The following is a 22717-nucleotide window of genomic DNA, read 5'->3' on the forward strand; positions in this document are numbered from 1 at the left end:
CAAGGCGGCATGCCTTATGTCCGTTTATGTGGCGGCGTAAGGCATGCCGGACCGGTGCTGTGGTTGATTTCGCGCCAGGTGCCGCGCCAGGTGCCGCGCCGGGTGTTGCGTCAGGTGTTGCGTCAGCCCCCGTCACCACCTGTCAGCACCCGTGCGGGGTCTCACCACCCGTCAGCACCAGTGCGGGGTCTCACCCAGGCTGCGGATGTACTTGGCCGACGCCCAGGCCCAGCTGCCGTCCGCGAGGAGGTACCAGCGGTTGTTCCCGTCCACACTGCCGCCCTCCACCCGGCAGAAGATGCGCACGATGTCGCCGTACTCCAGCTCGCCCACGACTCTGCTGCTGCGGGTCGGCTTGTCCCGGAGGAGGAGACCGGTCTTGGCGGTGACCTTGCCGCGGTAACGGGCGGGGACGGCGGCGTCGGTGCCGGGGGCGGTGTCGCCGGGGGGCTTGGTGGTGACGGGCTCGGGCGTGGGCATGGCCGCCGGCTTGGTATGGTCCTTCGGCTCGGTGGCCGAGGTGCCGGGAGCAGGGGGTGCGGCGGCGGCGGGTACGACGGCGGCGGTGGCGAGAGTCGCGGCGGCGACCGCGGTGACGGCGAGGGCGGCGGCGGTACGGCCGAGCGAACGCACGGGCATGGAGACTCCTGTGACCTGAGGGCGAGGAGCCGGTGATTCCGGCATATGACTCGCGAGGCTCACGCTAAGTTCGCTACTCAGAGTCCGCAAATTATGACTTTCCGTGGCGTATCGCCGTGTCGTTACCGCCGTGCCTTTACCGCTGTGGCGTATTGCTGTGCCGTACTGAGGTGTGACGGCTGAGGCCTGCTGGAGGCAGGGGGAGGCAGACGGAGGCAGGCTGGGGCAGGCGCTAGAGGTTTCGCTGCTCCTGCTGGTTGTACGCGGGGTTCGCGGCGCCGTGGCCGGTGCTCTGGACGAGCAGTTCGTCGGCCTGCTCCTTCGTCACCCGCTGCTCCGCGCCGCAGAAGGTGCACTGGGTGACGTACTTCGTGGAGAACGCGAAGAGCGGTACGAAGAACAGCGTGAACTTGGTGACGCGCTTCTTCAGAGTGTGCGCGGAGGGGTTGCCGCAGTGTCCGCAGACCAGCGTGAGTATCGCGAGTTGGTAGAGATAGCTCTTGGTGCCGAAGATGATCATCTGGCTTCCTTCCGCGGGACACGCGGCCCCCGGCAGAGTCCGGTCCTTGTAACCAGCTTGCCGTACGGGGGTGACGGTGCGGGTAAGAGCGGGTGAGCCGGGGGGTTCGGTGGTCTCCGGGGGCTATTGCCTCGGCCGCCCCGCGGCTGGTCCCATGGGCAGGGTCCGTCCGAAGTGGGGGTGAGGTGCTGTGACGACGAACCGATTACGTGTCACTCCGGTGCGTGTACGGGGCCGGGACCGGCTGTATGTCAGCCTGCCGGACGGTACGACCGTCGCCTGGTACGACAGCGACGGCCAGGGGCCCGGGGCCGGATCGGGCGGCCGGGTCAGCGTGCTTCCGGGGGCGCTCCCGGGAGCGGGGCGCGAGGATGTGCTGGCCGCGCTCACGCCGTACCTCGCCGGTGAGGTGACCGTCGGACCGCCCCCGTTGCCGACCCCCGCCGATCTCGACCGGCTCTCCCTCCACCCGGACGACGACCTCGCCCCCAACCGCCCGGGCGAGGCACTCCACGCGGAACTGGCGGCTTCGGCGGTACGGGAGGTGTCGCCCGCACCGTCAGGCCGGCCGGGCCGCCTCGGCCGTGGCCGGACCACATGGCGTACGACCACACAGGGCGAGACCACACAGAGCGGACCCTCACCGCAGGGCGAGGCCACACAGAGCGCAGCCCCATGGCGTCAGCGCATATGGGGCCGCGGCACATGGGGCCGGGCCACATGGCCTGCGAGCACATGGCGCAAGGACACATGGCGTCACACCCCACTGCGTACCGAACTGCTCGCCCAGCAGATCATCGGCGACCAGCTCGACCACCTGGAAGGGGCCGGCTGGCGGGTGCTGCACTCGATTCCGCTCCCCGGCGCCGATGCCCGGATCGACCACCTCGCGATCGGCCCGGCCGGCGTGCTGGCCGTCCGTACCCTCGCCGCCCGCGGACAGCGGGTCCGTATCGCCGACCCCATGGTCCGTACGGGCCGTTCCGCACCGCTTCCGCACCTACGCTGGGCCCGCCGCGCCGCCGAGCGCGCCTCGTACGCCCTGGCCACCGCCGTACGCCCGGTCCTCGCAGTGGCCGGCGCGTCCGAGCGGTCCCTCCGTACGGGCCGTCGCGGCACACTGCTTTCCGTGCCCGGCGTACGGATCCTGCGCGACACCGAGATCCCCTCGCTCGCGTCCCTCGGCGGCGTACTCAAACCGGCGGACATCGAGGCCCTGTACGCGACGGCCCGCGACCGCCACACCTGGCTGTCGGTGTAGCGCGCTGTACGTGCGGTACGCGCACCCCGGGCCGTGGACCGGCCCACCACGGCCCAGGCCAGGTCAGGCCCCGGGGCCGGGGCACCCAGGTCAGGCCCCGGGCAGCGGTCCGGCGCGGCCGGGGTCGAGGAGCGGGGCGAGGAGGTCCCCGTACCGTTCCAGCCGCCCCGCGATGTCCTCCAGCCGGAAGACGAGCTGCTCGGCGGCCGTGCAGTCCGCGATCTCGTCCCAGGTCACCGGTGTGGAGACGGTCGGTTCCGGCCGGGCGCGCAGGGTGTAGGGCGCCGCGGTCGTCTTCGCCGCCGCGTTCTGGCCGTGGTCGACGAAGACCTTCCGCGGACGCAGCGAGCGGGTCATCCGGTGCACGACCAGTTCCGGCAGCGCCGCCTCCGCCTCCACGGCCAGCCCCTTCGCGTACGCCGACACCTCAGCCGAGGGGGCCCGCTCCAGCGGTACGAGCAGATGCAGCCCCTTCGACCCCGAGGTCTTCGCGAAGGTCTCAAGCCCGTCCGCGCCCAGCCGCCCGCGCAGCCAGCGCGCCACCGCACAGCACTCCACGACGGTCGCGGGCGCTCCGGGGTCCAGATCGAGGATCAGCCGGTCCGCGAGGCCGGGTGTGTCGGCCTGCCACTGGTGCGTGTGGAACTCCACCACCAGGTTCGCCGCCCACATCAGCGTCGGCAGATCCTCCACCACCACCTGCCGGCCGCTGTCGGCCGTCTTCCTGGGCACCTCGGCGACCCGCGCCCAGTCAGGGGTGCCGGGCGGCGGGTTCTTGGTGAAGAACACCTGGCCGCCGGGCCCGTCCGGGTAGCGCAGGAAGGAGACGGGCCGGTTGGCGAGATGGGCCAGCAGAGGGCCCGCCGTACGGGCGTAATAGTGCAGGACCTCGCCCTTGGTGGTGCCCGTCGCGCCGTACAGCACCTTCTCCAGATTGCTGAGCGCCAGGCGCCGCCCCTCCACCACGGTGATCGGCGTCATACGATGAGAATCCCACAAAACTTCCCTATTAACGGATGAAAGGGATGGGCTGTGCGATCCATATGGAACGGTGCGATCTCCTTCGGCCTGGTCAGCATCCCGATCAAGCTGGTGAACGCCACCGAGAACCACTCCATCTCCTTCCGCCAGATCCACAAGGAGGACGGCGGCCGGATCCGCTACCGCAAGGTCTGCGAGCTGGACGGCAAGGAACTGGCGGCCGCGGACATCGGCAAGGGATACGAGGACGCCGGCGGCACGATCATCCCGATCTCGGACGAGGACCTGGCCGCGCTGCCGCTGCCGACGGCGAAGACGATCGAGATCGTGTCGTTCGTCCCGGCGGACTCGATCGATCCGCTCCAGATGGACACGGCGTACTACCTGTCGGCGAACGGGGTGCCCGCGGCCAAGCCGTACACCCTGCTGCGCGAGGCGCTGAAGCGCAGCGAAAGGGTCGCGGTCACGAAGTTCGCCCTGCGCGGGCGCGAGCGGCTCGGCATGCTGCGGGTGGTCGGCGATGTGATCGCGATGCACGGCATGTTCTGGCCGGACGAGATCCGCTCCCCCGAGGGCGTCGCCCCCGAGACCGAGGTGACCGTACGGGACGCCGAACTCGACCTGGCCGACGCCCTGATGGACACCCTCGGCTCGGTCGACCTCGACACCCTGCACGACGACTACCGCGAGGCGGTCGAGGAAATGATCGCCGCGAAGGCCGGCGGCGAACCCCTGCCGGAACACGCGCCGGCGGAGGGCGGCGGCCGGGTCATCGACCTGATGGCGGCCCTGGAGAACAGCGTCCGCGCGGCAAAGGAGGCCCGCGGCGCGGAGGGCGAGGTCGCCGAGGTCACCGAACTCCCCCCGAAGCCACAGAAGAAGGCCGCCGCGAAGAAGCCGCCCTCCAAGAAGAAGCCCCGCTCCACAGCCTGACCCACCCACCCCGCTCCGCCCCCGGAAATACCTGTTCACAGCCACCCCACCGAAGCTGGTAGGGTTTCACCCGTCGCCACCACAGCGACCCGCCCCCGTAGCTCAGGGGATAGAGCAACGGCCTCCGGAGCCGTGTGCGCAGGTTCGAATCCTGCCGGGGGCACCATGGTTATGGTGCCTAAAAGGCCCTCTGATCAGGCAAAACGCCGGATCGGAGGGCCTGTTGTTCATGCGGGCATGCAGTCGGGTGGGTCGGCAATGAACCCATGCCACCCCGCTCTGCGGACGCGCCCGTGCCGGGCGGTGGCAGCGGCCGGCTCCCACAGCCCGCCAGGGGCGGTCGAGGCAATTTCCTATTTTACGCCCAACGACACATAGTCATAGCGGCCATAGTAGGAGTCGGCCGTGTATGCGTTGACCAATCGGGGGCCGCGCCACATCATGATCTTCTCGTAAGTAATGGGTAGGTAGACTGCATTCTCGGAGACTTTGCGGTTGATCTGTTGGTAAATTATTCCGGCCTTGACCGGATCCCGTTCGGCAATTGCATCGTCGAACAGCGCATTGATCTCCGGATCATTGAGTTCGCTGTAGTTGTTGTTACCCGACTCCAGGACGAATCGCCCGTCGACCAGGGATCGCAAGAAACCTTGACCGGTTGGAAAATCCGCAGCGAAGCCCATGAGGATGATGCCGTACCCTCTGTCCTTCACCGCCTTGGGCGACTTCCATACGTCAAAGGCTGCGGCGCCGTCGATCCGGTCGATCGTGGTGGTGATATTGACTTTCCGCAGTGCCTTCTGCAGGGCCGCGGCGGTGTCCAGCTCGGCTGGTATGTTCTTGCGTACGCCAATGGACGTGGAAAAACCGTTCGGCTTGCCGCATGCCCGGAGTTCTTTCCTGGCTCTTTCAAGGTCCGGCTTGCCGTTGTTGTCGAGCACGCCATAAAGATCGTAGTCCGGGTCGGAGCCCGTAATGGACGGAGGGAGCATATTCGGAGCGATATCGCCACCGACAATCGGTCCACCTCGGGCCGTTTGAAGCTCCTTGTGGTCGGCGGCGAAGATGATGGCCTTGCGGCAGTGAATATTGTCCAGCGGCTTGACCGATTGCGGAAAGACTGCGTATCTGATGTATCCGGTCCTCGGATTGTCCAGGTGCTTCTTGAGGTCCGCGTTTCCCAGCGCCTTGGAGATGGCTGCCTGACTGAGTCCTGTCCCGTTCAGGTCGAGATCGAATTCACCACTGAGGAGACGGTTGTCCATGTCGTCCGCGTCGGTGACGAAGGTGACCTCGATGCGGTCGGGCAGCGCCGGACGGATCGGATCGGATTCCTTGTTCCACTGTCCGTTGCGGACCAGGACCAGCTTGCGGTTCGGGTCATATGCGGCGAACTTGTACGGACCCGAGGAAAAAGGTCGCAGTTCGTACACGCTGCCGGTGTCCCGCTCACGTTTGACCGGGGACGCCGTCGGCATGGCGAGCATCTGCTCGAAGTCGCCGTTCGGCTGGGGCAGATGGAAGACGATCGTCTTCTCGTCAGGGGTCTCGATGGCCCGCAGACCCAGCTTCTGTGGATCCTTGTCGTTGTACGGCCCCGTGTAGGTTTTCTTCGGGTCGAGGGTCTTCTGGAGGTGGGCAGGGCCGCCGGAGATGACATCGTCCGCCCAACTGCGCTCGATGCCGTATTTGATGTCCTGGGAAGTGATGGGCGAGCCGTCCTCCCAAGTGATGCCGTCACGCAGTGCGTAGGTGTACGTCGTGCCGCTGTCCGAGACCTTGGCCAGGCCGGTGGCGAGGTCGGGCACCAGGGTGGTGCTCTTGCGCCCTGGCTCGGGGGCGAAGGTGACCAACTGGCGGGTGTAGTAGCGGGCGAAGTCCCACACGAACCCGTAATAGGCGCGGTGCGGGTCCCAGGAGTCGGCCTCCTGGTTGGAGACAAACCGCAGCGTGCCGCCCTTGGTCTTCGATGCGTTGGCGATGCCTTTGGTGGCGGCGTTGTACCCGGCGCCGGAGTCGGCCGTCCGCTGCGACGACTCCTGTAGCCAGTTCAGCACGACTGGAATCCCCACGGCCAGCAGACTGATGGCTGCGAGCCCAGAGGTGAGGGCACGTGTGAAACCGCGTTTGCCGGGACGCCTGTGCCGCACGCGGGCCGCACGTTGGTCCGCCGGCTCCTGCGCGGCATCCGCCGGGTCCTGCGTGACAATGGTGGCGCGGCGGGAGTGCACCACGGCGAGCAACTCATCCGGGGTGGGCCGGCGGGTCGGGTTCTTGTCCAGACACTTTTCGACGATGGGCCGCAGCGGATCGGGCAGGGCGCTCAGGTCGGGGTCGTGATGGACGATGTGGTAGGCGCTCACATAAGGATGGTCCGAGTCGAAGGGGCCGCGGCCGGTGGCCGCGTAGACCAGGAGCGAGCCGAGCGCAAAGACATCGGTGGCCGGGCTGATTTCTGGCGGAACCTGCCACTGCTCAGGGGCCATGAACGGCGGCGTTCCGACTACTTGGCCAGTTTTGGTGTGCACTTCGCTGGCGCTGCGGTCGATGGCCCTGGCAATACCGAAATCGATGACCCGTGGCCCGTCATCGGTAATGAGTACGTTGCTGGGTTTCAGGTCCCGGTGGATCACCTGGGCGCGGTGGATGTCGCGCAGGGCTTCAGCTAATCCGGCAAAGAGCTGCCACAGTTCTTCCACGGGTAAGGGGCCATTGTCCCGGATATACTTCGAGAGGGTCGGGGCAGGTACATAAACCGTGGCCATCCAGGGTTGCCGGGCGTTCGGGTCGGCGTCCACCACTGGGGCGGTAAAGGCGCCACTGACTCGCCGGGCGGCGTCCACCTCTTGACGGAACCGAGCCCGGAACAAGGGGTCCTGCACCAGTTGCGGGTGCACCACTTTGACGGCCACACGGCGACCTGACGGGGAGTGGGCCAGGTAGACCTCACCCATGCCACCCGCACCGAGTCGGGAAACCAGTCGATAGATGCCGATTATTCGATTTTCAATGCTGTCGGCACCCTCGTCCGGACTTGGCATATCCTCCCCCTACCCCACGCTTGCCCTCGGACAGATGTGCGGTGCCCTCGCACCCCCGGCCCCCGGTCCCGCCATTTCGGTTGAGGTGGGCCCAGTTGGCGGTCTGGGCGCGAAAATGCCTTCTGAGCTGGGATGATGAACCTTGTCGAGGGTTCTGTCGTTCCCAGCGGAAGGCACTTTCTGCGTGCAGGGTATCGGTTTGCGTCTCGCGGTTCATGTCACCGCTGACGGGCCGGGGGTGGCCGGTCACGCCGGGTTGCCGTGCCCTGGCGTGAACTAGCCGTTGTGGTCCGAAAAGTCTTCGAAATGTTTCGAAGTGTCTTCCTGGATTTTGATCCCGCCGTGAGGGTCACCTCTGGGCTCACCTTGATCTAATCGGCCTGATATGGCTCTGAGCTGTGTGAATGCTTGCCTGGCACCATGTCAGGCTCCGCGAATATTTCGCATTCGTTGCCGAAACTGTTGACAGCCGACAGAGCCAGTTCAACACTGTCGCCGTTGGTAGAGCTCGACCACTGCCGATGTTGGCCGCCACCGACGACCCACCGCACCTTGCAGACGCATGTCACGCTGCCCGGCCCCCATCGGCCTCATGAGGACGAGGAGGAAGCACGTACATGAACGACGCACCCGCACGCTCGACGCGCCGTAGGCTCGGCCGGTTTGCGCCGGCCCGTCGCTTCAGGCTGTTCATCAGCAGTGCCTGCACCCTGTTGCTGGTTGCCGTGGCCGCGATGGCCATGCCCGGCACCGCCAGCGCCGACACGGTTGTCACCACGAATCAGACCGGCACCAACAACGGTTACTACTACTCGTTCTGGACCGACTCACAGGGGTCGGTGTCCATGAACCTGGGGTCCGGTGGCAACTACAGCACTTCATGGAGCAACACCGGGAACTTCGTCGCCGGCAAGGGCTGGAGCACCGGCGGGCGCCGGAGTGTGACGTACTCGGGCACCTTCAACCCGTCCGGCAACGCGTATCTGGCGCTCTACGGCTGGTCGACGAACCCGCTGGTGGAGTACTACGTCGTCGACAACTGGGGCACGTACCGGCCCACGGGAACGTACAAGGGCACCGTCACCAGCGACGGCGGTACGTACGACATCTACCAGACGACGCGCTACAACGCCCCCTCCATCGAGGGCATCCGCACCTTCAACCAGTACTGGAGCGTCCGGCAGGCGAAGAGGACCGGCGGGACCATCACCACCGGCAACCACTTCGACGCCTGGGCCCGCGTCGGTATGAGTCTGGGCACCTTCAACTACATGATCCTCGGCACCGAGGGCTACCAGAGCAGCGGGAACTCCAACATCACCCTGGGCGGCACCGGTTCGGGCGGTGGCGGTGGTGGCGGTGGTGGCAGCGGATGCACCGCGACCTTGTCCGCCGGTCAGCAGTGGAGTGACCGGTACAACCTCAACGTCGCGGTCTCCGGCTCCAGTTCCTGGAGCGTGACGATGAACGTACCGTCGCCGGCCAGGGTCCTGTCCACCTGGAACATCAACGCCGAGTACCCCAACTCCCAGACCCTCACGGCCAAACCCAACGGCAGTGGCAACAACTGGGGCGTCACCATCCAGCACAACGGCAACCAAACCTGGCCATCAGTCTCCTGCACCACGACTTGACCCCCCGAATCCCCAGGCTGGAGGACCACTCCTCATGAAAGCCAGAGCACAAGCACAACTCTCCTTACGCTCCCTGGTCACGGGACTGGCCGTCGTCGCACTGGCCGCGGCGAGCGCCCTCACCGCCAACGCCGCCGCGCCCGCATCGGCCGCCCCCGCGCAGCCCGCCGCCTGCAACGGGTACGTCGGGCTCACCTACGACGACGGCCCGTCCAGCACCACAACGAGCCTGCTCAACGCGCTGAGGCAGAACGGGCTGCGGGCCACGATGTTCAACCAGGGCCAGTACGCCGCCGCCAATCCGTCCCAGGTCCGGGCCCAGGTCGACGCCGGCATGTGGGTCGCCAACCACAGCTACACGCACCCCCATCTGACCCAGCAGAGCCAGGCGCAGATCGACTCGGAGATCTCCCGGACCCAGCAGGCCATAGCGGGCGCGGGCGGCGGCACACCGAAGCTGTTCCGGCCGCCGTACGGGGAGACCAACGCGACGGTGAAGTCGGTCGCGGCCAAGTACGGCCTCACCGAGATCATCTGGGACGTCGACTCGCAGGACTGGAACAACGCGAGCACCGACGCGATCGTCCAGGCCGCGGGCCGGCTCACCAACGGCCAGATCATCCTCATGCACGACTGGCCCGCCAACACGGTCGCGGCGATCCCGCGTATCGCCCAGGGCCTGGCGGCCCGCGGCCTGTGCGCCGGAATGATCTCCCCGCAGACCGGCCGCGCCGTGGCTCCCGATGGCAGCGGTGGCGGTGGGGGCGGTGGTGGTGGCAGTGGATGCACCGCGACTCTGTCCGCCGGTCAGCAGTGGAGCGACCGGTACAACCTCAACGTTACGGTCACCGGCTCCAGCAACTGGACCGTGACGATGAACGTACCGTCGCCGGCCAGGGTCCTGTCCACCTGGAACATCAGCGCGAGCTACCCCAACACCCAGACACTGACGGCCAAACCCAACGGCAGTGGCAACAACTGGGGCGTCACCATCCAGCACAACGGCAACCAAACCTGGCCAACGGTCTCCTGCACCACAACGTGACTCCCGAGCGCACCAGTGGCGCGGCGGCCATGTGCTGCCGCGCCACCCGGCCGCCGACCGGGGCCTGCCTCGCTCACGTCTGGCCGTTCTTGACGATCAGGGCTCGCAGGCCGTGCTGGAGGTATTCGCCGTAGGACATCGGCTGGTTCGTCGAATTCCCGGACGCGCTCTCCGGGGTGAAGGGGACGACGGTGCTGGTGTGGCCGGCGTTGAGGAAGAAGGGGAGCGACAGACGCTCCACGTTGACGAATTTCACACGGTGATTCGGGGCCGGGAAATAGTCGTTGGTGATGTGGCTCATGTACGTACCGCAGTTCACCAGGAAGTTGTCCTCGGACGTGGGCAGGTCCTGCCAGCCGTCGACCGTTTCGACCTGGAGGTTCTGGACCTGGGTCTGGTACAGGACGGTGATCATCGAAACGTCCAGATGGTCCTCGAAGCTCAGCTTCGTACCGTCCGGGCCTGTCTTGACCGGCGGGTAGTCCTCCAGGTGGGGGTAGCGGATCAGGGATACGGAGGAGAGCGTGTCGGCTTCCGCCAGGGCGGGGTCGAAGAAATGCTCGGGCCGGCCCAGGGCCAGGGCGAGACCGCGCATGATGACCGTGGAGAGCCGGAGCATGTCCCGGTAGTACGACTCGCAGAACGGGCGGAATCCGGGATGCCTGTCCTCGTCCGGCCAGAGGTTCACCTCGTGCATCGGCGTTCCGGACTTGATCATCGGGTGATCGTCGCTGAATGACGGGTTCAGATAGCAGAAGGACTCGACGGCCTTCTTCCCCTTGACCGCCATGTAATAGCCGTTGCGGATATGTGAGTTGTTCTTGTTGTACGCGCGGATCGCCAGATCGTACTTCTCCTGGTCGGTCATGGTCCGGTGGAACTCGTTGACCACGTCCTGGAGCAGCTTGACATCGACGCCGTGGTTCGACGCGTAGAAGAAGCCGGACCCGCGGCACGCCTTGTTGATCTCCTGTGCGACGCGTGTCTTCTCGTCCGAGTCGTTGCCGAACAGCGGCGAGATGTCGATGGTCGGAACGTGTGCTGACGGCATCAGAATGGGCATGGAAGAATCCTCCGGGGACTCGGCCTTTTCAGCGGGAATCTGCTCGACGGGCATCGGACAGCGCTGCGGAGACGCGTTCACACATGCCCGTGACCAGGCGCTCGTTTCGTACCCACGAATGATGGGTCTCACCGGGCAGCGGGTGGATCTCGATCGACTCGGCCGGCAGAAGAGTGTCCAGGCTGTTGTACGGCGACCGCTGGTAGAACGCGAACAGCCGGCGCTGGTGGTCGTCGCGGACGATGTCGTTCGGCTCGCCCGCCTTGAACATCACCAGGTTTCCGATACGGGCACCGAGCCGCTTCAGATCGGCCTCGCTCGGCGCGTAGTGGTAATTGATCGGATCGAGGATGTCCTCGACTTCGGGGAGTCCGATCCTGGCCGACGCCTGGGGAACATTGAAGTACGGGTCGACGAGGAACAGGTTGTCGATCTTCTCGCCCGCACCGGCCAGTTGCAGCGACACCTCCAGAGCGAGAACCCCTCCGAAGCTCCAGCCGAAGAAACTGTAGGGGCCAGACGGCTGGAGGTGCCGGATGTGCTCGATATAGAACCGGGCCAGGGACTCGAACGACTCCATCGGGGAATGCAGATGCACATTGTTGAACAGCACGAGCCGGTACCCGGGCAGCCGTTGCGCGATATTGCTCAGATAACTCTCGGCACCGCCCTCGCCGGGCGGGAAGACAAAGAGGGTGCGCTCCGCGCTTTCCTCGTTGACGAGGATGTACGGGTCGAAGGCCTCATCCTCGGGCGCTGCCTGCGGGGCCGCCTGCGCGAGGCCGATTCCGTTGCCGATTCCGTTGTCCATTCCGGTGCCTGTTCCGTTGCCCGCGCTGCTCGTCACGGTCGACGTGTGAGCGACCAGCCGCTCCAGCCACAACTTCAGCTCGCTCGTGAAGCGTCGGGTGGTGGCCCGGTCCAGTCGGCTGTCGACCACGGTGATGAGACGACCGCCCGCGCACCTCATCGTCACATCGACACTGAACTGATCGGCTCCCCGGTTGCGTTCGGAGACATTGCTGCCGGACATCGCCGAGTCGAGCTGCCAGCCCGCCAGTTGGTCCGGCGTCCGCGGTCCCTCGTCCGATATCCGGCCGAGATAGTTGAAGCCGACCGGCGGAAGGGGAGCGCGCTCACTGCCGTACCGGCCGAAGAGCGCACCGTAACCGATGCCGTGGTGCGGCACCCGCCGACGGGCCTCCTTCGTCCTGAGGATGCTGCGCCCGAGGTCCTGCGGATCCACTTCGACGGCCAGCGGATGCATCGTTGTGAACCATCCGACCGTGTCCCGGACATCGGGGGCTCCGTCGAAGAGTTCGCGGCCGTGGCCCTCGACCGTGATGTGGTTCGTCGCCAGCCCCGTGACCGATCGCAGTGCGTATCCGGTTGCCGTCAGCAGCAGGTCGTTCATGGTGGTGTCGTACGCCCGGTGGCTCTCGGTGAGCAGGGTCCGGGTGTCCGACGGGTTCAGTGCGAACTCCTCGCGGTGCGCCGCCGCACCGTTCGCGTCCGGTGACGCTGACGGTGCCGGAGACGGAGACGGAGACAGAGCCAGGGACAGCGCGCTCGGTGCCGCGGAAGCCATGCCCTCGGTGATCTCCGTCCAGAGCCGCCGCTCGTCCTCACCGGGGACATAGGTGCGCAGCGCCTGGGCCCACTGCCGGTAGCTGCCCGTCTTCTCCTCCAACTCACCGCCGTGGTACAGGATCTCCAGGTCCTGAGTGAGGATGTGCCAGCTCACGGTGTCGACGATCAGATGGTGCAGGGCGAACCAGACACGGGCGGTGCCGTCGTCGAACCCGTGGAGGTACGCGGCACAGGCGACCGGGCCGTGCTCCAGGTCGAAACCGCTCTGCCATTCAGCGAGTTGCCGGCTGATGTCCTCGTCCCGCAGGCCGCTCACGTCGAGTTCGTGCAGTACGACGTCCGGGCGGCCGTCGCCGTACGCCTGGGTGATCTCCGTACCGTCACCGTTGAATCCGGCGCCCTCGCGCCCGGCACCGTCGAACCCGGTGTAGCGGAGGCTGAACGCGTCATGGTGTGCGACCAGCTTTGTCAGGGCCTGGCGCAGTCTCGCCATGTCGAGCGGCGGTGTGGTGATGGCGAAGTTGTGGTTCCACCAGCCGCGGTCCGCGAGCGGCTTCGCGAAGAACCACTCCTGAACGGGGAGCAGCGGGCAGTCACCGGACAGCCGGCCCTGCTCGGGCCGCCCGGATTCCACACGCTCGTCTCGTGTGTCGCCCCGCGCGCCGTGCCCGCCGTCCGGCCCGGCCAGTACGTTGTCGGCCAGCCGCCGGACGGTGGGGAAGTCGAAGATGTCCTTCACACTGATCCTGCGTCCGACCTCCCGCCGCACCTGGCTTGCCAGATGCAGGGCGCTGATGCTGTCACCGCCCGACCGGAAGAAGTCGTCGTCGATGCCGACCGTGCCGCCCGGCAGCCGCGCGCTCCAGAGCTGGCACAGCCGGGCCTCGGTACGGCTGCGCGGCGCCGTGTACCCCGCCCGTTCCGTGGACAGGACCGCCTTCGGCAGTGCTTTGGTGTCGAGCTTGCCGTTGATGGTCATCGGCAGCGGCCTGTCGAGCCGTACCAGCAGCGACGGCACCATGCCGGGCATCAGCTTCGCGCGCAGGGCGGCAAAGATCTCGTCCTCGTCGACGGCGGCGCCCGCCTCCGTACCGGCGCCCGCGCCCACCCCCGCCACGTAGTAGCCGACGAGCCGCTTGCCGCCGCCGTCCGGCGCGTGTTCGTCCTCCGTGGCGATGACGGCACACTCCCGTACGTTCGGACACGCGGCCAGCACCGCTTCGACCTCACCGGGTTCGACGCGGATGCCATGGATCTTGACCTGCGCGTCATTGCGTCCCACGTACTGGAACTCGCCGTCCCTCGTCCGCCGCACGAGATCACCGGTCCTGTAGATGACCGGGTACTGGCCCGCACGGCGCTCGGCCTCGGTCCGGAACGGGTTCGGCAGGAACCGCTCGCGCGTGAGGTCCGGCCGGTTCAGATAGCCGTCCGTGACACACTCCCCGGCCATGTACAGCTCGCCGATCGCGCCCGTGGGCAGCAGTTTCCGCGAGTCGCCGAGGACATACAGCCTGGTGTTCCCGAGCGGCTGCCCGAAGGTGTTCCGGTAGGACTCACCGGGCTCGAAGCGCCGGCCGGTGTTGTAGACGGCCGTCTCCGTGGTGCCGAAGGCGTTGACAATCGGTCCGGAGTACTCGCTCCGGATCTTACGGAAGTGGCGCTCGTGGAACGCCTCGCCGGCGACGAGCACACACCGCAGATACGGCAGACGCGCGAGGTCGAACTGCTGGATCTGGGTCGGCGTACCGCTCAGATACGTCAGCCCCGCACGGTTCGCGTAGTCGTAGAAGCCGTCGTCGTGGGCGGGGGAGGGCGGCGGAACGATCAGGGTGTGGCCGCTCAGGAGCGAGAGCGCCAACTGTTCGACGGAGAAGTCGAAAACGTAGTTGGCCAGGAACAGGACGCCTTGGCGCGATGTGTCGGGTGTCCCGAAGTAGCGCTCGGCCACCTGTTCGCGGAAGCTGTCCACCGCGCGGTGCGGTACGAGGACGGCCTTGGGCTTGCCGGTGGTGCCGGAGGTGTAGATGGCGTAGGCGAGGTCGGTGCTCGTGACGGCCGTGACGGGGTTGTCCGTCGACCGATGGCCCATGGGCAACTCGTCCAGGTCGACCACCGGCAGTTCTGCCACGATGGGCAGTTCGCGTAGCCGCTCGGTGTGGGCGTGGTTGGTCAGTACGAGACGGGCTCGGGTGTCTTCAAGCATGAAGGCGACCCGGTCGTCCGGATATCCGGGGTCGATCGGTACGTACGCCGCTCCGGTCTTCCACACCGCAAGAATCGCGGTGATCATCAGCTCGCTCTTGTCCAGCACCAGGCCGACCAGATCGTTCGGCCGCAGCTCCACGACTGTCCGCAGATGGTGCGCCAACTGATTGGCCCGCTCGTTCAGTTCGCGATACGTCAGCCTCGTCCCGCCGTGCACCACGGCGATCTCGTCCGGCCAGGCCGCGGCCATCTCCTCGAACACCCCGTGGAGCGTCCGGGCCGGCCTGGTGGCAGCGGTCGGTACGACGGGACCGCCGGGCTCCGTCGCGTCGGCCGGCAGCGCAGCCCGGCCCGCTTCGTCGAGGCAGGTGACGTCCGCCAGTGTGGCCCCGTTGCCGGAGGCGAAGAGCCGGGCGAACTCGCGCAGGATGTGCTGGAAGGTGGAGATGAAGCCGTCGGCGCTCGCGTCGTCGAAGAGGGACGCGGCGAAGGTCAGATTGCCCGCCAGACCGCCCGGGGTCTCGGTGAGGGTGGCCGACAGATCGAACTTGGTGGCCGTCCAGCCGCCGCCGTCCGGCTTGTGGTCGACCAGTGCCGGCCGCTCGTCGGACGCCGGGGCAGCCGCGCCGGCACCCGGGTCGCGATCTGTGACGTTCTGCAGTGTGAAGTTGATCTGGAGGACCGGGTGACGGCTCGGGTCCCTCTCCGGATCCAGCTCCTTCACGAGCTGCTCGAACGGCAGCTCGCCGTGCACCTGCGCCGCCACCACACCCGCGCCGACCGCGCGTACGTACTCCTCCGGCGTCGCGTCGGCGTCGACCCGTACCCGCAGCGCCAGCAGGTTCGCGAAGAAGCCGATCGTACGGTCGAACTCCGGGCGCCCGCGGTTGGCGGAGGGGGTCCCCACGACGAAGTCGTCCTGGCCCGTGTACATGTGCAGCATCAGGCACCAGGCGCCCAGCAGCACGCTGTACAGACTCACCCTCGACGACTGGGCCAGTGCCCTCAGCACCTCGGTGGTCCGCTCGTCGAGACCGAACTCGATCTCCCGGCCGCGGTAGTCGAACCGCGCCGGGCGAGGATTGTCCAGCGGCAGCCTGACCGTCTCGAACCCGGCCAGCGTATTCGTCCAGAATTCGGTCAGCTCGGACAGCCGCCGCCCGGCCAGATACTCCCGCTGCCACACGGCGAAGTCCGCGTACGTACCGTGGACCGCCCCCAGCTCCGCCTCGGGCAAACCGTGCAGAAGGGCCGCCAGTTCGCCGCGGAAGGTGTTCCATGACCAGCCGTCGAAGCATGTGTGGTGGAGCACAATGCTCAGATACACACTGCCGCGGTCCGTGGCGAGCGCGAACAGGTCCGCCTGGACGGGCAGTTCCTCGTGCAGCCGGAACACATACCCGGAACGCTCCACAAGCTTCTCGTCCAGCTCGGTGACGCCGCCGACCGTGTGCACGGGCACATCGAACATGGCGGACGCGTCGTCCTGGGGCAGTGTGTGCTGCCGCCGGACACCGGCACCGTCCATGGTGAGCAGGGTGCGCAGCGCGGGATGGCGCCGTACCAGTGTGCGCAGCGCGCGAGTGATCGTATCCGGCGTGACGCGGTCGCCGTCCGTCGCGATCCGGAGGACGAACGGGATGTTGTACGCGGCGGTCCCGCCCTCGAACTCGTCGATGAACAGCAGGCGTTCCTGCGCGAGGGACACCGGAGGGTTCTCCACGCCGGCCGGGCCGGAAGCGTCGGCCGGGCCGGAAGCGCCCGCCGACCCCGCCGCGCCCCCGCCGCCCGCCGGCTCGCCCCGCTCCTCCTCCGGCTGCGCGGCCATCTCCCGGATGTGTTCCGCCTGCGCCCCGAGGGTCGTGTGCTGGAGTACGGTCGCGACGCCGAGGCCACGCCCGAAACCGGTCGTGATGGCCTGCGCGAGCACCATCGCGCGCAGACTGTCGCCGCCGAGCGCGAAGAAGTCGTCGTGCACACCGACCCGGTCAGGGGCGACACCGAGCACCGTGGACCAGATACCGCACAGCTTGGCCTCGACATCGTTCGAGGGCGCGACGTACGCACTGCCCTCGTCCGGCCCGAAGTCCGTCTCCGGAAGCCGCCGTGTGTCCAGCTTTCCGCTGGGGGTCACCGGAATGTCCGTGATGCGCAGAAGGCGGGAGGGCACAACGGCCTCGGGCAGCTTCCCGCGCATCCACTGCTTCAGATCCGTCTCGTCCAGCTCGCGGTCGCAGACGTAGAAGCCGACAAGGTATTTCTGCGCGCCCGGAAGCCCCGCGCCCGCGGCCCCAGCGCCCCCGGGCCCCGCCGCCCGGTGCTCGCGGGCGATCACCAGGGACCGGGTCACACCGGGGTACGACGAGAGCGCCGCCTCGACCTCGCCGAGTTCGACACGCTGCCCGCGGATCTTGACCTGGTGATCGGTACGGCCCAGACACTCCAGCTCGCCGTTGGGCAGCCAGCGGGCCAGGTCGCCCGTCCTGTAGATGCGCGCGTTCTGCCCCGACGCCTTCTCCTCCGGGGTCTGGAACGGGTTGTCCAGGAAGCGCTCCGCCGTCAGCTCGTCACGGTTGAGATATCCGCGTGTGACACCGACACCGCCGATGTACAGCTCGCCCATGCCCCCGACCGGCACACGCCGCATCGACTTGTCGAGCACGTAACACATGGTGTTGGCCACCGGATGGCCGATGCTCTTGGTGGCACGCCGCTCGCCGGGCGCGTACAGCCGCTTGTGGCTGGTGATCGAGATCTCCGTCGGGCCGTACCCGTTGATGATGGTGCCACCGAACATCCCGCGGATCTTGTTGAACACCGGCTCGGTGAAGTCCTCGCCGATCGCGTCGATACGGGTCAGGGACGTCGTCGTCGAGTAGTCGTACAGCGAGAGGACCGAGGGCGTTCCGGAGAGGTAGGTGACGTTCTCGTCGTTGATGTACTTGTACAGGCGCTCGGCGTCCGTACGCATCGAGTCGTCGAGCACCACCAGCTTCTGCCCGTTGAGCAGGGCGTCGGTCATCTGCTCGACGAAGTGGTCGAACACATAGTTGGAGAACGACAGGAGGGCCTCGTCGCCCGCGCTCTTGTCGAGCGAGAACAGCTTCACCATGGACGTCTGGAGGTTGACGACTCCCCGGTGCTCGACGAGTACGGCCTTGGGCCTGCCGGTGGTGCCGGAGGTGTAGATGGCGTAGGCGAGGTCGGTGCTCGTAACGGCCGTGACGGGGTTCTCCGTCGACCGGTAGCCCATCGGCAGCCGGTCCGGCTCCACCACCGGCAGCCCGGCCGCGCAGGGAAGGCCGCGGAGCCGTTCGGCGTGGGCGTGGTTGGTGATGACCAGACGGGACCGGGTGTCTTCGAGCATGAACGTGACCCGGTCGTCCGGATATCCGGGGTCGATCGGTACGTACGCCGCTCCGGTCTTCCACACCGCCAGGATCGCGGTGATCATCAGCTCGCTCTTGTCCACCATCAGGCCGACGAGATCGTTCGGCCGCAGCTCCACAACGGTCCGCAGATAGTGCGCCAACTGATTGGCCCGCTCGTTGAGCTGACGGTACGTCAGTCTCGTCTCCCGGTAGACCACGGCGATCTCGTCCGGCCAGGCCGCGGCCATCTCCTCGAACACCCCGTGCAGAGTCTTGCCGTCCGGGAACCCGGTCTCCGTACGGTTCCACGCGTCGAAGCGCTCGATCATCGGCGGCGTGACGAATTCGAGGGCGTCGACCGGCCGCGTGATGTCGTCCGCCACCTGGCCGAACAGTGTGCCGGTCACGTCGAGCAGTGTGCCGATGGCGTCGTCGTCGAACAGCTCACCCGCGTACCACAGCGTGACCGTCAGCTCGTCGCCCTCCTCGCGCGCCACGACGGCCAGCGGGTAGTCGACCTTGTCGGCGTCGTACGCCTTCTCGAAGCGCAGCAGCTCCTCGTGCTCCCGCTCCTCGTCCTCGTCCAGGAGCCGCGGATAGTTCTCCAGCACGAGCAGTGTGTCGAACAGCCGGCGCTTCATCCCACCGGTCTCCAGCCGGCCCAGCTCCACGGTGCTCTTGCTGTTCATGGTGTTCACAGCGGTCTGGATCTCGCTGATGGCCGCGCCGACGCTCTTCGTCGCCTGATCGTCGTGGTCGACGATCACGGGCAGTGTGTTGATGAATAGACCCACCGAGTTCTCGATGGAGTCGATGCGGGGGTCCCGGCCGGAGACGATCGTCCCCACCACCGTGGTGTTCCCGCCGCCGACCGCGTACAGCACCTTGTGCCACACGAACTGGAGCACCGAGTGCAGGGTGACCCGGTGGGCGGCGCACACCGCCTTGAGCGCGGCGGTCCGGTCCGCGCCGAGGCGCAGCTTCTTCGTACGGTGCTCCCGCACGTGGTCGTAGTCGCTCAGCGCGACCTGGTACCGGATGTCCTCCTTGACCAGTCCGGCGAAGTCACCGCGCTCGTCGATGCGTTCGACCTGCCGCGTCCAGTACTCGACGTCGTCGTTCCGGTGCGTCTCCCAGTGCCGCTGTGCCGCCATGTACGCGCTGTCGGTGTGCGCACCGTCGACGTACGTGCTGTCGATCGCCGGTCCGGCCGCGTCGCCGCGGAGCAGCCGGAGGTACGTACGGTGCACGTCGTCGTGGAGTACGGGCAGGCTCCAGCCGTCCAGGATGATGTGGTGGCAGCTGAAGATCAGCGAGAACAGGTCCTCGCGCTGCTTGATCAGATAGACCCGGAACAGCCGGCCCGCGCCCGGATCGTACGGCTCGGTCCGGTCCCGCTCCTGCAACTCCCTGATGAGGGCGTCCTGTTCACCGGGGTCCGGCACATCGCTGAGATCGGTGAAGCGCCACTCGAAGGGCTTGTCGTCGTTGTCGACGATCTGGAGCGGCTCCTCGCCCCACTCGAAACGCAGTCTCAGTGCCGGGTACTTGCGCCGCGCCTGCTGCCAGGCGTCCCGCATCAGATCGGGGCGGATACGGCAGTGGTAGCGGTGCACCGACTGCATGACGTAGGCGTCGTCGCCGTTCCTGCGCTTGAGGGCGTGGTAGAGCAGGCCCTGTTGCAGACCGTTCGCGAGAAGCCTGACGGACTCGCCGTCGGCCGACGCCCGCTCGTCGGCCGCCTGTTCGGCAGCCGTTCGCGGCTCGGGCCCCGGCTCCCCGCGCCGCTGGTCCAGGTGGAGCGCCAGCTCGCCCAGTGTTCTGAGGGTGAACACGTCCTCGACGCTGACGAAGACACCCAGCCGCCGCCGTACGCGCGCGATCAGCAGGATGCAGGAGATGCTCTGGCCACCGAGCCGGAAGAAGTCGTCGCCGTCGCCGATCCGTGCCGCCGGCACTCCGAGGACCGTGCTCCAGATCTCGCGCAGCTCGTCGATGACACCAACGCCCGCGCCACCGCCGGCCGTGGCACCACCGGGGGCGATCACGGGAGTCCCGCCCGGGCGGGCGGGTTCCACCTCCGGCAGCGCCCGCCAGTCCACCTTGCCGTTGACATTGACCGGAATGGTGTCGAGGCGGACCATACGGGCCGGGACCATGATCCGTATCAGCCGCTGTTCGAGGAAGGCCAGCAGCTCCTCCTCGGTCACCTCCGCCGAGGACTCGGTCACGTAGTACCCGACCAGATGGCGGTCGCCCGTACCACCCGCCCCCTCGCGCGCCACGACGGTGCACTTGCGCACCCCCGGGAACTCCGTCGCCTGCGCCTCGATCTCGCCCGGCTCCACCCGGACACCGTTGAGCTTGAGCTGGAAGTCACTGCGCCCCATGAACTCGACTTCGCCGGACGGCAGTACGCGCGCCAGATCGCCGGTCCGGTAGATACGGGCGTTCACACCGCGCGCCTTGTCCCGCTCCGACTGGAACGGGTTCGCCATGAACCGTTCCGCGGTCAGATCGTCCCGGTTGAGATAGCCCGGGGCGACCCCGTGCCCGCCGATGTACAGCTCACCGATGGCGCCGATCGGCAACTGCTTCAGGTTCTGGCTCAGCACGTACCACTTCACATTCCGTACCGGCCGCCCGATGCTGCGGTCCCTGCGCTCCGTCACGCCCGGAGCGAACTCCTTGACGGCGGTGACGAAGGCCGCCTCGGTGAAGGCGTACTCATTGATGACGCGACCGGAGAACCTCTCACGGAGCCGGCGCAGCCCTGCCGCCGTCAGCTCCTCGCCGACCAGCAGCAGCCGCTTGAGGCTCGTACAGCGGCGCAGATCGAAATGCTGGACCACCGATCCCGTGGCGTTGAGATACGTGACGCCGTGGCGCTTGATGTACGCGGGGAACAGATCCGGGTCGAGCCGGACCTCTTCGGGGACGATCACCAGCGTCTGTGAGTTGATGAGCGCGATCAGCGTCTGCCGCAGATGCGGTTCGAAGACGTACGACGCGAAGAGCGCGACCCGTTCCTCGCCGGGCGAGAGCATGCCGTACCGCTCGGACAGATCCGTGATGCTGTTCACCACACTGTCGTGGTATTTGGGGACGCCCTTCGGCACGCCGGTGGTGCCGGAGGTGTACGTGAGGTACGCGAGGTCCCGGCTGCCCAGGGACAGCCGCGGTCTCTCCCGCAGCGCGCTCCCGCCGGCGTCCTGCCCCGCCAGCACGGTTTCGATCTCGATGACGCGGACGGCCGAGTGCTCAGGACCGAGCGTTTCGAGCATCTCCCGCAGCCGCGGAGCGTGGTGGCGGTTGGTGACGATGCCGGTCAGACCGGTGTCACGGACGACAAAACGCACCCGGTCGGCCGGGTAGGCCGGGTCGATCGGTACGTACGCCGCGCCGGACTTCCAGATGCCGAGGGTGGCGAAGACACCCAGATCGCTCTTGTCGAGGTAGAGCCCGATCAGTTGCTGCGGGCGCACGCCCATCCCGGGGCCGAGCAGCCAGTGCGCGAACTGGTTGGACCGCTCGTCGACCTCGCGGTACGTCAGTGCGGTGTCGCCGAAGACGACGGCCTCGCGGTCCGGCGACCGCCGGACAGCGTCCTCGAACAGCTCGTTGAGCCGCTTGCCCTCCGGGAAATCACCGTCGGTGGCGTTCCATTCGCGCAGCCGCTCCCGCTGCTCCGCCGACGCCAGCTCGATGCCGGCCACGGGGTGGCCGGGCCGGGCGACGAACTGGCCGAGCACCTCCCGTACGACATCGAGCACACCGGCGACCGTCCGGTCCTCGAACAGATCTCCCGCGTAGGCCATCGTCCAGCGCAGACAGCCGTCGGCCTCGATGTCCCGGACGATCACGGCGAGCGGAGTGGACGGCAGGTCGGCCAGGGCCATGTCACGGTCGGCGAGCACGAGCAGGGCGTCGAACAGGCCGCGCTCCAGCAGCTCGGCCGGGCTGCCGTACGCGTCCTTCCGCCGCAGCGCCTCGTCGAGTTCCCGTACCGCCGCGGCGCAGGTGAGCCGGGCCTGCTCGGTGTGGTCGACGACGACCGGGAGAACGCCGGCCTGCCGCAGGCCGTCCGTACCGGTGGCGTCGACGAAGGCCGCGACCGTCCGGTTCCCGTGGCCGTACGCGCGCATGACGCTGTGCAGCGCGGCAAGCGCGAACGCGCCCACGGACGTGCCTTCGTCATCCCGGAGCGCGTTCTTCAGCGCGGTGTAGTCCCGGCCGCCGATGAGCAGGTCCTGTTGCTTCGTCGTACGGATACCAGGATCGTCGTCCCGTACCGCGATCTTGTTGCGCCACTCGTCCTTGAGCAGCATTTCCAGATCGCAGCGCTCGCTCGACACACCTTCGATGCGGGCAGTCCAGTCCGCTGCGGTCCTCGGGTACCGTGCTGACATCATTCGTGGGCTCTCCGTCGTA

At 67.3% G+C, this 22717-nt stretch carries 10 protein-coding genes and 1 tRNA gene; 5 read left to right on the forward strand and 6 right to left on the reverse strand.

The annotated features are described in order from the left end of the window. Window positions 1-171: 171 nt before the first annotated feature. Together ACFU9P_RS14155 and ACFU9P_RS14160 are read right to left on the reverse strand one after the other, a co-directional pair. On the reverse strand, window positions 172-639 hold the full coding sequence (locus tag ACFU9P_RS14155) for an SH3 domain-containing protein (RefSeq protein ID WP_376382117.1): 468 nt from the start codon (window positions 637-639) through the stop codon (window positions 172-174). A 232-nt stretch (window positions 640-871) separates the two neighbouring features. Further along, on the reverse strand, window positions 872-1159 hold the full coding sequence (locus ACFU9P_RS14160; RefSeq protein ID WP_384080140.1) for a zinc-ribbon domain-containing protein: 288 nt from the start codon (window positions 1157-1159) through the stop codon (window positions 872-874). Window positions 1160-1349: 190 nt separating this feature from the next. Between ACFU9P_RS14160 and ACFU9P_RS14165 the strand changes: the two genes are divergently transcribed. Beyond that, on the forward strand, window positions 1350-2420 hold the full coding sequence (locus tag ACFU9P_RS14165; RefSeq protein ID WP_384080143.1) for a nuclease-related domain-containing protein: 1071 nt from the start codon (window positions 1350-1352) through the stop codon (window positions 2418-2420). A gap of 90 nt (window positions 2421-2510) precedes the next feature. Here the strand turns inward: ACFU9P_RS14165 and ligD are convergent, their stop codons facing one another. Next, on the reverse strand, window positions 2511-3401 hold the full coding sequence (ligD, locus tag ACFU9P_RS14170) for a non-homologous end-joining DNA ligase (RefSeq protein WP_376382123.1): 891 nt from the start codon (window positions 3399-3401) through the stop codon (window positions 2511-2513). A gap of 51 nt (window positions 3402-3452) precedes the next feature. Between ligD and ACFU9P_RS14175 the strand changes: the two genes are divergently transcribed. After that, window positions 3453-4334 carry a Ku protein gene (locus ACFU9P_RS14175; protein WP_376382125.1) on the forward strand — a complete coding sequence of 294 codons (882 nt, stop codon included), beginning with the start codon at window positions 3453-3455 and terminating at the stop codon, window positions 4332-4334. A gap of 91 nt (window positions 4335-4425) precedes the next feature. After that, window positions 4426-4500: transfer RNA gene (locus ACFU9P_RS14180), tRNA-Arg, on the forward strand. Window positions 4501-4687: 187 nt separating this feature from the next. Here the strand turns inward: ACFU9P_RS14180 and ACFU9P_RS14185 are convergent. After that, complete coding sequence (locus ACFU9P_RS14185) at window positions 4688-7375, reverse strand: ABC transporter substrate-binding protein (protein ID WP_384080148.1); 2688 nt, start codon at window positions 7373-7375, stop codon at window positions 4688-4690. A gap of 617 nt (window positions 7376-7992) precedes the next feature. On the opposite strand from ACFU9P_RS14185, the gene ACFU9P_RS14190 reads away from it, so the two are divergent. Together ACFU9P_RS14190 and ACFU9P_RS14195 are read left to right on the forward strand one after the other, a co-directional pair. Continuing rightward, the gene (locus ACFU9P_RS14190) at window positions 7993-9009 is read left to right on the forward strand and encodes a glycoside hydrolase family 11 protein (RefSeq protein ID WP_384080151.1); all 1017 of its coding nucleotides are present in this window, start codon (window positions 7993-7995) and stop codon (window positions 9007-9009) included. Window positions 9010-9043: 34 nt separating this feature from the next. Then, window positions 9044-10054, forward strand: coding sequence for a polysaccharide deacetylase family protein (locus tag ACFU9P_RS14195; RefSeq protein ID WP_384080154.1), 1011 nt, complete (start codon window positions 9044-9046; stop codon window positions 10052-10054). Window positions 10055-10127: 73 nt separating this feature from the next. Here ACFU9P_RS14195 and ACFU9P_RS14200 read toward each other — a convergent pair whose 3' ends face one another. Both ACFU9P_RS14200 and ACFU9P_RS14205 read right to left on the reverse strand, forming a co-directional pair. Continuing rightward, the gene (locus ACFU9P_RS14200) at window positions 10128-11117 is read right to left on the reverse strand and encodes a 2OG-Fe(II) oxygenase family protein (RefSeq protein WP_384080157.1); all 990 of its coding nucleotides are present in this window, start codon (window positions 11115-11117) and stop codon (window positions 10128-10130) included. 28 nt (window positions 11118-11145) lie between these two features. Next, window positions 11146-22698 carry an amino acid adenylation domain-containing protein gene (locus ACFU9P_RS14205; RefSeq protein ID WP_384080160.1) on the reverse strand — a complete coding sequence of 3851 codons (11553 nt, stop codon included), beginning with the start codon at window positions 22696-22698 and terminating at the stop codon, window positions 11146-11148. Window positions 22699-22717 lie beyond the last annotated feature (19 nt).

Source organism: Streptomyces sp. NPDC057617 (genome assembly GCF_042800555.1).
GTDB lineage: Bacteria > Actinomycetota > Actinomycetes > Streptomycetales > Streptomycetaceae > Streptomyces.

What these genes read in the sequence shown, in the direction of transcription:
- ACFU9P_RS14190 (WP_384080151.1), top strand. Translation starts at nt 7,993, where the DNA reads ATGAACGACGCACCCGCACGCTCGACGCGCCGTAGGCTCGGCCGGTTT.
- ACFU9P_RS14205 (WP_384080160.1), bottom strand. Translation starts at nt 22,698, where the DNA reads ATGATGTCAGCACGGTACCCGAGGACCGCAGCGGACTGGACTGCCCGC.
- ACFU9P_RS14155 (WP_376382117.1), bottom strand. Translation starts at nt 639, where the DNA reads ATGCCCGTGCGTTCGCTCGGCCGTACCGCCGCCGCCCTCGCCGTCACC.
- ACFU9P_RS14195 (WP_384080154.1), top strand. Translation starts at nt 9,044, where the DNA reads ATGAAAGCCAGAGCACAAGCACAACTCTCCTTACGCTCCCTGGTCACG.
- ACFU9P_RS14200 (WP_384080157.1), bottom strand. Translation starts at nt 11,117, where the DNA reads ATGCCCATTCTGATGCCGTCAGCACACGTTCCGACCATCGACATCTCG.
- ACFU9P_RS14160 (WP_384080140.1), bottom strand. Translation starts at nt 1,159, where the DNA reads ATGATCATCTTCGGCACCAAGAGCTATCTCTACCAACTCGCGATACTC.
- ligD (WP_376382123.1), bottom strand. Translation starts at nt 3,401, where the DNA reads ATGACGCCGATCACCGTGGTGGAGGGGCGGCGCCTGGCGCTCAGCAAT.
- ACFU9P_RS14185 (WP_384080148.1), bottom strand. Translation starts at nt 7,375, where the DNA reads ATGCCAAGTCCGGACGAGGGTGCCGACAGCATTGAAAATCGAATAATC.